12 protein-coding genes are annotated in these 12164 nt (G+C 53.7%); 6 read left to right on the top strand and 6 right to left on the bottom strand.

Features of this window, described 5'->3' with window-relative positions; translation table 11 throughout:
* Window positions 1-46: 46 nt before the first annotated feature.
* A complete protein-coding gene (gene tpx, locus ACFFK0_RS15220; protein WP_377471114.1) occupies window positions 47-574 on the bottom strand; it encodes a thiol peroxidase in 528 nt (175 codons plus the stop codon).
* 109 nt (window positions 575-683) lie between these two features.
* Between tpx and gltC the strand changes: the two genes are divergently transcribed.
* Entirely contained in the window at window positions 684-1574 is an 891-nt protein-coding gene (gltC, locus tag ACFFK0_RS15215) for a glutamate biosynthesis transcriptional regulator GltC (RefSeq protein WP_377471112.1), read from the top strand.
* Between the two features lie 60 nt (window positions 1575-1634).
* On the opposite strand, the gene ACFFK0_RS15210 is transcribed toward gltC, so the two are convergent.
* Together ACFFK0_RS15210 and ACFFK0_RS15205 are read right to left on the bottom strand one after the other, a co-directional pair.
* Window positions 1635-2318 carry a zinc metallopeptidase gene (locus ACFFK0_RS15210; protein ID WP_377471111.1) on the bottom strand — a complete coding sequence of 228 codons (684 nt, stop codon included), beginning with the start codon at window positions 2316-2318 and terminating at the stop codon, window positions 1635-1637.
* A 17-nt stretch (window positions 2319-2335) separates the two neighbouring features.
* Window positions 2336-2773 carry a MerR family transcriptional regulator gene (locus ACFFK0_RS15205; RefSeq protein ID WP_377471109.1) on the bottom strand — a complete coding sequence of 146 codons (438 nt, stop codon included), beginning with the start codon at window positions 2771-2773 and terminating at the stop codon, window positions 2336-2338.
* 376 nt (window positions 2774-3149) lie between these two features.
* On the opposite strand from ACFFK0_RS15205, the gene ACFFK0_RS15200 reads away from it, so the two are divergent.
* The 3 genes from ACFFK0_RS15200 to ACFFK0_RS15190 are packed head-to-tail and all read left to right on the top strand — an operon-like array spanning window position 3150 to window position 6363.
* Window positions 3150-4511 carry an ammonium transporter gene (locus tag ACFFK0_RS15200; protein WP_377471133.1) on the top strand — a complete coding sequence of 454 codons (1362 nt, stop codon included), beginning with the start codon at window positions 3150-3152 and terminating at the stop codon, window positions 4509-4511.
* Between the two features lie 44 nt (window positions 4512-4555).
* Window positions 4556-5629, top strand: a complete 1074-nt coding sequence (locus ACFFK0_RS15195; RefSeq protein WP_377471108.1) for a DUF294 nucleotidyltransferase-like domain-containing protein — start codon at window positions 4556-4558, stop codon at window positions 5627-5629.
* The gene (locus ACFFK0_RS15190) at window positions 5626-6363 is read left to right on the top strand and encodes an exonuclease domain-containing protein (RefSeq protein ID WP_377471106.1); all 738 of its coding nucleotides are present in this window, start codon (window positions 5626-5628) and stop codon (window positions 6361-6363) included. The genes ACFFK0_RS15195 and ACFFK0_RS15190 overlap by 4 nt, the downstream gene beginning before the upstream one ends.
* Here ACFFK0_RS15190 and ACFFK0_RS15185 read toward each other — a convergent pair.
* Together ACFFK0_RS15185 and ACFFK0_RS15180 are read right to left on the bottom strand one after the other, a co-directional pair.
* A complete protein-coding gene (locus tag ACFFK0_RS15185; protein WP_377471105.1) occupies window positions 6344-6793 on the bottom strand; it encodes a M67 family metallopeptidase in 450 nt (149 codons plus the stop codon). The genes ACFFK0_RS15190 and ACFFK0_RS15185 overlap by 20 nt on opposite strands.
* 45 nt (window positions 6794-6838) lie before the next feature.
* The gene (locus ACFFK0_RS15180) at window positions 6839-8167 is read right to left on the bottom strand and encodes an MFS transporter (RefSeq protein ID WP_377471104.1); all 1329 of its coding nucleotides are present in this window, start codon (window positions 8165-8167) and stop codon (window positions 6839-6841) included.
* A 135-nt stretch (window positions 8168-8302) separates the two neighbouring features.
* Between ACFFK0_RS15180 and ACFFK0_RS15175 the strand changes: the two genes are divergently transcribed.
* Window positions 8303-8839 carry a TlpA family protein disulfide reductase gene (locus tag ACFFK0_RS15175; RefSeq protein ID WP_377471103.1) on the top strand — a complete coding sequence of 179 codons (537 nt, stop codon included), beginning with the start codon at window positions 8303-8305 and terminating at the stop codon, window positions 8837-8839.
* Between the two features lie 239 nt (window positions 8840-9078).
* Here ACFFK0_RS15175 and cimA read toward each other — a convergent pair whose 3' ends face one another.
* A complete protein-coding gene (cimA, locus tag ACFFK0_RS15170) occupies window positions 9079-10695 on the bottom strand; it encodes a citramalate synthase (protein WP_377471102.1) in 1617 nt (538 codons plus the stop codon).
* Window positions 10696-10784: 89 nt separating this feature from the next.
* Between cimA and ACFFK0_RS15165 the strand changes: the two genes are divergently transcribed.
* Complete coding sequence (locus ACFFK0_RS15165; protein WP_377471101.1) at window positions 10785-12116, top strand: DNA polymerase IV; 1332 nt, start codon at window positions 10785-10787, stop codon at window positions 12114-12116.
* Window positions 12117-12164: the final 48 nt, after the last annotated feature.

Below are 12164 nucleotides of genomic sequence, written 5' to 3'. Positions count from 1 at the left end.
GTTCTCGCTGTTTTTCTATGCCGAGCGGTATATCCGGAATCCGAAATTATACGAGTGCTTTCACAGCGGCGATAGCTGCTTCGTAGTTCGGGTGCTCCGTCATTTCTTTCAGGTATTCGACATAAGTGATCTTGTCGTTCTGATCGATGACGAAGATCGAGCGCATGTCGAGCTGAAGCTCGTTAATCAGGACGCCGTAGGCTTGTCCGAACGATTTCGTCTTGTAGTCGGAAAGCGTAATGACTTTATCGATGCCGGCGGCGCCGCACCAGCGGGACTGAGCAAACGGCAGATCAACGGAGATCGTCAATACGACTACGTTGTCGCCGAGATTAGCGGCTTCTTCGTTGAAGCGGCGAGTTTGCGCGTCGCAAACGCCAGTGTCCAGAGAAGGAACGACGGAGATCAGCTTCACCTTGCCGGCGTAGTCCTTCAGCGTAACTTCCGTCATCAGGTCCTTGTTCACTTTGAAGTCAGGCGCCGTGTCGCCGGCTTTCAGCTCAGGGCCGACAAGCGTGATCGGATTGCCCTTCAGGGTTGCAACGCCCGTGCGTTGTGCAAGTTGCTGAGTCATGAGAGAGGATCCTCCTTTGAGTATGAGCGAATTTTAAGGGCCGTGGTAAACCCTTCCTCATTATAATCTTTCCGATGAGACATTGTCCAATGACCGCAAGGAGGCTGCAGTGGAGCTAAGACAATTGCAATATTTCGTCAAAGTGGCGCGTAAACAGCATGTGACTCAAGCAGCGGAGGAGCTTCACGTCGCCCAATCGGCGGTATCCCGCCAAATCCGGCTGCTGGAAGAAGAGCTAGGCGTCAACCTGTTCGTCCAGAAGGGCCGCAACCTTCATCTGACAAGCGTCGGACGCTTGTTTCTAAGCAGGATCGAACGCATTATGACGGATCTGGAGAAGGCCGTCAGCGAAATTCACGAATTTCTCGATCCGGAGGCGGGGGAAATTCGCGTCGGCTTCCCGCACAGCGTCGTGCTGCATTTGCTTCCTACTGTTGTTGCGGCGTTCCGCAAGTTTCATCCGAACGTGAAGTTCAAGCTGAGACAAGGGACATACAACAGTCTGATCCGGGATGTATCCAAGGGTGACATTGACCTGGCCTTTATTTCTCCATTTCCGGAAAATCACGAGTATGTAACCGGCGATCTGCTGCTGACCGAAGAACTGTATGCGATCGTGCCTCAGCACCACATTCTTAGCGAATATCAAACGATTCGGCTTGAACAGCTGAAGGACGAGTCGTTCGTAATGTTCGGCGAGGAATATTCGCTGCGGACGATCGTTATGGAAGCATGCTTGAAGGCCGGATTCACACCGCATGTCGGATTCGAAGCCGAGGAGACAGACACCATCCGCGGCCTGGTGGCAGCCGGGATGGGGGTCAGCCTGCTGCCGGAAATGGCGCTGGCGGAAGGCGGCTCCTTGCGCCCTATAAAAGTTCGCATCTCGGAGCCGCGGGTGACGCGGACCGTCGGATTGATTCATCGGACCGGCGAACGGCTGCCCCCGGTCGCCGAAGTATTCCGGCGCTTTCTGCTCGAATATGTCCATAGTCGCTGAAGCACATAATAAAACCTCCCGAATCGCTGTGCGGCAGCGACGCGGGAGGTTTCTTTGCATTTATTCTTCGCGCTGGTTGAAAATCATCACGTATTTCAGCAGCTCCAGGACGGACATCAAAGCAGCCGCCACATACGTCAGCGCTGCGGCATTCAGTACTTTGGAAACGCCGTGCATTTCATCTGAAGCAATGAAGCCGTATTCGACCATCAGCTTGCGGGCCCGGTTGCTTGCGTTGAATTCGACCGGCAGCGTAACGATTTGAAAGGCTACGGCGCCGGCGAAGAACAAGATGCCCAGCAGGAGCAGCTGCGGGAAGCTTTGAAAGATCAGCCCGGCGAGCAGCAGCAGCGGAGCGATGCCGGAAGCGAAGCGGACCGCCGGAAACATGGCGTGTCTGACTACGAGCATCGGATAGCGCTTCTGATGCTGGATGGCGTGACCGACCTCGTGGCAAGCGACGGAAATCGCCGAGATTGAGCTCTCATAGTAGACTGGCTCAGACAGCCGGACCGTACGCGACATCGGGTCGTAATGGTCGCTCAACACGCCGGGCACCGCCTCAACCCTGACGTGGTACAATCCGTTGGCGTCGAGCATGCGTCTTGCCGCGTCCGCCCCTGTCATATAAGAGCGGGCCTGCACTTGCGCCCACTTATTGAATGTACCTCTTACCCGGAACGAGGCCCATAGCGACAAGCCGAACGCGATGAAAATCAGAATATCCATAGGGTGAAACAACATGCGAGTCTGTTCCTCCTTTAGCTTTGGCTATTCCCTAGAAGCAGCAGGAGCGCCTCGATGCATGCCGCGGTGGAGGGGGTCAATTTCTTCATGAGCTTCTTCATCTGATTAGGCTTTAATTGCTCGAGCATCGGGCCTAATTCTTTCGCTTCCTTCTGCAGCTGCTCAAGATGAATGTGAAGTGATGTCAGTTTATCTGTCACTCGCTCGCTTTGACCGATTGCACTCCACTCGCGCAGAGAGCTCTTGATCTCTTCCAGGGTATATTTTTCCCGCTTCATATGTTCAATACGTTTCAGCCGAAGCAAAGTTTCATCGCTGTACAACCGGTAATTCGTACACGAGCGGGTCTCGGGATTGATAAGTCCCATCTTCGTATAATAATCGATCGTTCTTGAGCTGACGCCGGCCAAATGGGCAAGCTCCCCGATCTTATACAGCTTCTTCTCTCCCATTGCCATCACCTCTTATCGCTCTTTTCCTTAATAATAATGATACCCGAATGCTCAAGGCACAGTCAAACGCAATAACCTGGGCTCTTCAGAGCCGAAAAGTTCGTGCTGCTGACACCGGATATTACTCGTTGCACGGCAGGCTTGAATGTTCATCAGGCAAGAAAAGCTAACGCGAATGCGTTGAAATCCGAATGTTCATGGGATAATGTGAGGTTTAATTTCGTATTTTGAATAATTTATGAAAAATGATATTGTCAAAATCCGAAAACGCGACTATAATGACACTAAGAATTTCATTACGTGTTACATTAACTAACACAAAGGAAAAGGATGTGGTCATGTGGTAAAGAAATTCCTATCGGCTTTCGTACTCCTCATGCTAGTTTTACCCGCAACAGCAGCATTCGCTGCAGATCCGGCACCTCCGGAGCCGTTGCAGCTGCAAGCTGCCATCAACTCGGTTTGGGTTATGTTAGCTGCCATCCTCGTTATTTTCATGCAAGCGGGCTTTGCGCTCCTGGAGGCAGGTTCGACTAGAATGAAGAACGCCGGCCACGTAGCGGGCAAGACCATTCTCACATTCGGCCTATGCGCAATCGCGTTCTGGGCGTTCGGCTTCGGTCTCGCTTTCGGGGACGGCAACGAGTTCTTCGGGACGACGGGCTTCTTCGTAACAGGGCTGGAGGAGCAGGCGAAAGCCGCTTTCTCTTCCCTCGCACTATCCGATGTTCCGATTAGCATCAAGTTTTTGTTTCAGCTCGCTTTCGCCGGAGTTTCGCTGGCCATTGCCTGGGGCGGCTTCGCGGAGCGCGGCAAGCTGCCGGTGTACTTCATTTTCGGCGTACTCTACACGGTTCTGATCTATCCGATCGTTGCCCACTGGGTGTGGGGCGGCGGCTGGCTGGCCAAGATCGGCATGCAGGACTTCGCCGGCTCGACGGTCGTCCACTTGCAGGGTGCAACTGCGGCGCTTGTCGCTACGATTTTGCTGAAGCCTCGTATCGGTAAATTCAATAAAGACGGCACTCCGAACCTGATTCCCGGTCACAACCAGGTGCTGTCCGTACTCGGCGTCATCATTCTGTGGATCGGCTGGTTCGGCTTCAATCCGGGCTCGACACTGAGTGCAATGAATGACGGATTCTTCGGATACATTGCGTTGACTACGAATATGGCTACTGCTGCAGGTGCTGTCGCCGCTCTGGTCGTCTCTTGGATGTACTTCGGCAAGGCGGACATTCCTAGCATGCTGAACGGCGTTCTCGCAGCGCTGGTTGCCATTACGGCTTCCTGTGCGTTCGTTGAAACATGGGCTGCAATCGTCATCGGCGCTGCAGCAGCTATCATCACCTTCTTTACGGCACAATGGTTCGAAAAAGCAGGTCTGGACGATCCGATCTTCGCCTTCTCCGTTCACGGTATCGCCGGCGTAGTCGGTACTTTGGCTACCGGATTCTTCGCAACGCCGGAGCTGGCGGCGAAAGTCGGTGTCGGCGGTCCTGGATTATTCTACGGCGGCGGCTTCCACCAGCTCGGCGTTCAAGCACTCGGTCTTGCCGGCGCATTCGTCTTCGTATTCGTATTGTCTTTCATTATCTTGGGCTTGCTGAAGGTGACGATCGGACTGCGCGTCACGGAAGAGGAAGAAATTATCGGTCTCGACCTGTCCGAGCATGGCACATACGGCTATCCGGAGCAAATGAAAAAGCTGCAAGATCAAAGCAACGTATCGGCGTAATAGGCGTATAACGAATAAATAAAGCCGAGCGGAGGAGATGCATCATGGTACGTCACTTAGGGGATCAAGTTCTGGAGCGCATTGCAAGGGCGGAGGAGGTGCAAGTCCTCCGTGCGATCCGGGACTCGGCCCACGAGGTGTACCGTGATCCTCTCCTTTTTGATCATTTTGACAAGTTTCATATTGAGCTTAATCGGCTTCACGACGCGCTCATCCGGCGTGCGATCGAGCTAGCTGTCCGTCAAGTCGATGCGAGCGGCGTGCCTTCGCCGGGACTTCCGTTCGCGTTCCTCTTGTTCGGCAGCGGCGGCCGCGGGGAGCAGACGCTTTGGAGCGATCAGGATAACGGTATCGTTTTTGCCGATCCCGGCAGTGAGGAAGAGGCGGAGCTGGCCGGACCGTATTTCGAACTCCTAGCTCATGAAATTCACACAAGGCTGTTTGTGCTTGGATATCCTCCTTGCTCCGGAGAGGTGCTGGCCCGCAATCCGATGTGGAGAAAGTCGTATCGCGACTATTCATCCATGGTTCGGGGTTGGCTGGAGGAGCCGAATTGGGAGCATATTCGCTACTTCCTCATATATTCCGATCTTCGATGCATATATGGCGACGAAGCGCTCGCTGATAAGCTGAAGCAGGTGCACCTTGACTATGTAAAGGAGCATCCGCCGGTTCTGCGTGCTTTGCTGCACAACACGCTTCATCATAAAGTTTCGCTCGGTGTGTTCGGGCAGCTCATTACCGAGAGATACGGTGAAGATGCGGGGGGCGTCGATATCAAATATGGCGCCTATATTCCGATAGTGAACGGGATACGGCTGCTGGCGATTCAAGCCGGTGTGGCGCATTCGGGGACACTGGAACGAATTGACGCGCTGGAGCGGATCGGAGCAGTGAACGGGGTCCTGGCGGATGAATGGCGCGCGGTGACCAAGCTGGCGCTGAAGCTTCGGGCGATGACACCGTTCCAAATGGAAAACGATATGTATACGACTCGCGGCAAGCTGCCGGCTCAGGCGCTCACCAAACAACGGCGCATCGAATTGAAGCGCTGCCTGCGGTGCGGGCTGCGGCTGCAGCGATATGTAAGGCATGCGGTGAAGGGGGATGACCGATGAAGGACATGCATCCGGCCGGGCGGATGTGGCATCTGTATAAGATGGGCGGTATTACGCCGGCGCTCACTTCGGTGTTCAATCAGCAAAGCGCACAGCAAATGGCCTTCATCAGGCACATGATGAAAGAGCAGCGTAAAGATTCTTTGCACGATATTCCGCTGCGAACGATGGAGCTCGTTATTTTTGACCTGGAAACGACAGGTTTCGCTTACTCGAACGGGGACGAAATCATATCCTTCGGCGGTGTGGCGATGACCGGCGGGCAGATGACGGGAGAGCAATTTTACAGCTTGGTCAACCCTAGGCGGAACATTCCCGAGCATATCACGGAGCTGACCGGGATCACGAACGAGGAAGCGCGGGAGGCACCCGAGCTTATGGAGGTGCTGAAAGGATTTTTCGAATTCGTGCAGCAAAAAATATTGGTCGCGCACGGTACGGGACACGATAAAAATTTTTTGAACGCCGCCTTGTGGAAAACGTCCCGAGTCCATTTGAATCACCGCGTCCTGGATACGATGATGATCGCCAAATGGCTGCTGCCGCGGCGGCGTTATTATGATCTCGATACGCTGCTAGAAGAATTCGGAATCGAAATTACATTGCGCCATCATGCGCTTGAGGATTCGCTGATGACCGCGAAGCTGTGGTCCAAGCTCATGCAAGAAATTCAATCCCGGGGTATCGATACGCTAGCTGATTTGTACGCAGTTCTTAGTCATCACCATTCGTAACGATAAGGCTTCCCCTGATGCGGTGGAGTCTTTTTTGTTTGTCATCGTCCGGGAGCCAGCGGTATATCGCTGTTTCCGGCCGCTCCGGGCCGCACAGCGAGACGATCCAGTACGTCGGCAAGGTGTGCCAGGCCGTTTGCAAATCGAGCTCTGAGGGTATTGGAGGCGCATGCGGATGACTATGATAAATGCCAAGCAGCCGCTCTTGCGGTGTATGAACCAGCAATGCGGCGAGCTCGGCGGGGTTCATGTCGAATCGGTCGTTCGGAAACGGACTGCTATTGCCGATAGGGGCGAAGCGCCGCACGGTCAGGGTGGTGCCGCCGGACAGCTTGTCACCGATGACGAACCCGCAGGCTTCCTGGGGATAACAGCTACGGCAATATTCGTACAAGCTGTTTAGAAGCGATTCGCTGCATCGGATCTCCATCGCTGCCGGCACCTCCTGTTATTGCCTCTAATTATAGTAGAAGCATTAAGCGGATTCCAGCTTTCCGGACGGCCTGATCAGGAAAAACACCATCGCCAGCGCTATAACGGCGAGGGAAGTGACGACGATAAACACCATCTCGTTCGATATTTTCATCAGATATCCGAACAGCGGCGGGCCGAACGCCACGCCGATATAGCGCAAGCTATTGTAGATCGACGTAATCATGCCGCGCTGTTCCTTCTCCACGGAGCCGGTGATCATCGTATTGAGACATGGTAAAATCAAACCCGTACCCACTGCTCCGACGGTAAGCAGCCCGATAAACAAATACATGTTGTCATGGAAAAAGATACAGCATCCGAGCGTGACGCTCAGCAGCACGAAGCCGATGTTGATGAGCCAGCGCATCAGCGTGCCGTTCTTCTTGATTAGCGCCCCTGTCGTATAAGAGGTGATGACCATAGCCAGCAAAGGAATCGCCAGAACAAGACCTTTGATAATACCGTCGATCTTGTAAGGGGCCTCTTCCAATGTATCGGACAAGTAGAACAATACGCCGAACAGGTTGAACAGTGCCAGCGAACCTGCGATAAAGGCCGGGATTAGCCAGCGGCCCTTGGCTTTGAGAATTGCGCCAATTTGATGCATGTATTTGCCAAGGCTCGGCGGTTCCTTCGTTTTCTTCGGTTCTTTGATAATGAACATGACACACAAGAGAGAAATCAGGCAAAATAACGGAAAGGCGAAAAATGGCGCAAACCAAACGAGCAGAGCAAACGCCGAGCCGAGAATCGGGCTGATGACTTTACCGAAGCCGTTAGCCGCTTCCGTGATGCCCAGCACTTTACTCTCCGTTCCGCCGTTGTATAAATCGCCCACAAGCGCCATCGCAATCGAAGAGGTGCCTGCCGCTCCGATCCCTTGGATCGCTCTGCTTATAATGATGATCGTATACGAATGCCAGATCGCTCCGAAACCGGCAAGGACACCGGCAGCGCCGTAAATAATGAGCGCGGGTATCATGACGGCTTTCCTGGAGAACCGGTCGGAGAGAAAGCCTGCCACCGGAATGAGGAAGCCGGCTGTCAAGGAGAAGAGTGTAATGACCAGCGAGCTCTGGAAACGTGAAATACCGAGCTGATCTTTCATTTCCGGCAAAATCGGTACAAGCATGGAGTTGCCCAGAACGAGAACAAGCGGCACAGAGGCAATGGCAAAATAGATCCAAAAGCCGGTTTGCCCTACACTGCTTTTCCCGCCGCCTCCTTTTGCGGACTTTTTCTGGTGCGGCTCGTGAACGTCATGGTCTTGCGTGCTGGAAATTTCACTCTCAAACGTGATGTTTAGTTTTCTCGTTTTGGCCTTTTCCATAACGCATCTCCTTCGGGCATTATTCTTTTACTACTTTGTCCGAAGCAGGAATCGCACATTCTTGTGACGTTTGGCTCAGATGTTGGAATTTTGCGCGGTTTGGAGATAATATGGAGGGAAGGAGTGAGGACAGCAATGAAAAGTAGGAATGCCATCGTTCTGGTCGTCTTGCTCGCCCTAATCGGCTTGGCGGTATACCAGAGCGTCGCCGGAGCGAAGAAAGAGCCCGCTGTCGCCAAGGAAGGATCGGTTAAAGCGAATTATGCAGCCCCGGCGTTCGAGCTTGAAGGTCTTGACGGGGGAAGGTATCGGGTTGGGGGCCAGCGCGAGAAGCCGGTCGTCGTCAATTTTTGGGCCACCTGGTGTCCTCCGTGCAAGGAAGAAGCCCCGGATTTGCAAAAGCTATATGAGCAGTATAAGGACCAAATTGATTTTTATGGCGTCAATTTGACGCAAAGCGATAAGCTGGACGAAGTTCGCGGGTTTGTGAACCAATACGGGCTTAAATTTCCGATTCTGCTCGATAAAAGCGGGGGGACGGCCGAGCTATATAAGTTCGTCTTTATTCCGACGAGCTATTTGATCGACCGGCAAGGAAATGTGAGGGAAGTCGTCAACGTGTTGACGTATGCGGAGTGGGAGAAGAAGCTTAAAGAATTGGCGAAAATGTAAAAGGGAGGGCAGCCGTTTGCGCGCGATGATGCGGGACGGCTGCTTTTTTTGTATAGGGGAGCTGAAAGCGTCTTCGTGCTTCCCCTTGTCGGATCGCAGCGTGCTTCTGTATCCATTGTGCATAACAGGTTTCAAAATCCATCGTCCTTATCTCCTTATAAAATAAAACGCCGCCCCCGACCAGGCCTGAATAAGCCTAATCTAGGGCGGCGTGTGCTTCACGACCGAATGCTATACGATTAATGATTGATTACGCCGAGCCGCTGCGGCTCAGGCTGCTTATGCTCGACGCGGGTTTTGCCGATCAACGCGTAGCGGATCGAGTCGGCAAGAGCGTTCCAGCTTGCTTCGATAATGTTCTCGGATACTCCTACCGTGTTCCAGGAGTTGTCGGCATCCGCCGTTTCGATCAAGACTCGGACTTTGGCCGCGGTCGTATCCTTCTCGTCGAAGACGCGTACCTTGTAATCCGTAAGATGAATCTTCTGAATATCCGGATAATGCGGGATGAGTGCTTTGCGCAGGGCCAGATCAAGCGCGTTGACAGGTCCGTTGCCCTCCGCCGCGGTAAGCATCGTCTCGCCGTGTACGTTCACTTTGACGATCGCTTCGGTGACAACGCCTCGGCCTGCCGACTTCTCCACGATAATCTTGAACGATTCGAGCGTAAACACTTCTTCCAGGCCTTCGATCGCTTCGCGAAGCAGCAGCTCCAGAGAAGCGTCTGCGCCTTCGAATTGATAACCCTGATGCTCGAGCTCCTTGACCTTTTCGATGACCGATTTCACCTTCGGATTGTCCTTGTCGAAATTCAACTGCAGCTCTTGGGCTTTGACGATCAGATTGCTTTGACCCGCAAGCTCCGATACGAGGACGCGCTGCTTGTTGCCGACAAGCTCAGGCGTAATGTGCTCGTACGTCTTCGCGTGACGGAGGATCGCCGATACGTGGATGCCTCCTTTATGGGCGAATGCGGCATTGCCGACGTAGGGCTGCCCAACCGGCATATGCATGTTGGCCACTTCGCTGACGTAACGTGCCACTTGAGTTAATGTACAGAGCTGTTCGTCCGAAATGCAGGAGTAGCCGAGCTTCAGCTGCAAATTCGGAATAACGGAGCAAAGGTTGGCGTTGCCGCAGCGCTCGCCATAGCCGTTGATCGTACCCTGCACTTGACGCGCACCCGCGTTTACGGCTGCAAGCGAGTTGGCTACCGCGAGCTCGCAGTCGTTGTGGGCGTGAATGCCGATCGGTACGGAAACCGCCTGCCCCGCTTTGGCGACGATCTCGGCGACTTCATCCGGTAACGAGCCGCCATTCGTGTCGCAAAGGACGATCCAATCCGCGCCCGCAGCTTCGGCATGCTTGATCGTTTGCAGCGCGTATTCCTGATTGTTTTTAAACCCGTCGAAGAAATGCTCTGCGTCATAAATGACTTCCAAACCGTTATCCTTCAGAAATTTGACGGAATCGTAAATCATCGCCAAATTTTCTTCGAGTGTCGTTTGGATCGCCTTGTGTACGTGAAAATCCCACGATTTGCCGAAAATTGTAGCGACCTCGACGCCGGACTCCAAAATTCTATTCAAATTAGGATCGTCCTGCGCTTTCGTTTCTTTGCGGCGCGTCGAACCGAAAGCGGTCACTTTGGCGTGCGTCAGATTGAGTTCCTTCACTCTGTGAAAAAACTCTATGTCCTTCCCGTTGCTGCCGGGCCAGCCGCCTTCAATATAATGAACGCCTAGGACATCGAGCTTCTGGGCGATCTTCAGCTTGTCTTCGACCGATAAGCTGACGCCCTCGCCCTGCGTTCCGTCGCGCAGCGTCGTATCAAAAATTTTGACGATTTGTGCCATGTAAGGGCCTCCCCTTCGATCTTATATTTACCGATTATACCATACTTGACCCCGCTTGTGACGTCCTTTATGCTGAAAGTGCTTTGGGCATGCGGAAGGCGGGAGGTTGTGAAGCTGGGGGTATGAAAACCGGGAGCGAGTACTACCCTAAGAACGGGCGAGTGATCCTTCATATCGATATGAACGCATTTTACTGCTCGGTGCACGAGGTCGTCGAACCGGAAGCGTATAAAGGCAAGCCGATCGCCGTAGCGGGTAGCGTGGAATTACGGCACGGCATTATCGTAACGTCTTCATATGCGGCACGGGACCGCGGCGTGAAGACGGGAATGCAGGTGCGGGAGGCGCTGCGGCTTTGCCCGGAGCTGCAGCTGATTCGGCCGAACTTTGATCTGTACCGGCAATTTTCCGTCAGTTTTATGAAAATTTGCTATCAGTACTCTCCACTCGTCGAAGGGGTATCCATCGATGAATGTTATGTGGATATTACCGGCAGCAAGCAATTCGGATCGCCGCTCGAGATTGCCAAGTCGATCCAGGATAGAATTATGACGGAGCTCGGTTTGCCGTGCTCGATCGGTGTAGCGCCGAATAAACTGCTGGCCAAGGTAGCCTCGGACCTGCGCAAGCCAAATGCGATTAATGTGCTGCGCCTACGGGACGTGCCGTCCGTGTTATGGGACAAGCCGTGCGCCACGATGTACGGAATCGGCAAGAAAACGGCGGAGAAGCTCGAGCGGCTGCAAATTTATACCCTCGGGCAGCTGGCAAAGGCCGATGAACGGCTGCTGACGGAACGATTCGGCGTATACGGCGCTTGGTTGAAGCGGGCGGCGAACGGTCTCGACGATAGTCCCGTGAATCCGGAGCGGGAGCAGAGCAAGTCTATCGGCCATACGACAACACTGCCGCGGGACTATACTGACGGGGGCGATATCCGGCGCGTGTTCCTGAATTTGTCCGATCAAGTGGCGCGGCGTCTGCGCAGGCAAAGCTTGCTGGCATCGACGGTCCAAATTACGATCCGCGAGCCGTCGATGAAAACGTACACGAGGTCGATCACGCTCAATAAGCCGACAGAGAGCCACGATGACATTTACCGGGAAGCGTGCCGGCTGTTCGATACCCATTGGCCGGAAGGCAAGCCGGTCAGGCTGCTTGGAGTTACACTGCAAAATTTGCAGCCGAAGAAGGAAGCGGCTCTGCAGCTCGATCTATTCACTTTCGAGCAGGAACCGAAAAAAGAGCGTCTGAATGAAGCGATGGACCGTATCCGGGATAAGTTCGGGGAAAGCGCCATTTTGACGGCGGGCATGATGAGCGACGATCCGTCGGCGATGATTCGCAACCACAGAGAACGGGGTACTTCGCTTCAAATGGACTATATGAAACGGCGGCGATTGGATCGGGACGAAGAGTAGGCTGAAAGCCTGCAAACCCAGTAACGGCGCGGGATTGAGAACCATTCT

This window comes from Paenibacillus chartarius (assembly GCF_042432825.1).
Taxonomy (GTDB): domain Bacteria; phylum Bacillota; class Bacilli; order Paenibacillales; family NBRC-103111; genus Gordoniibacillus; species Gordoniibacillus chartarius.
The sequence above is the reverse complement of the archived record's forward strand: the minus strand, read 5'-3'. Positions and strand labels throughout refer to the sequence as shown.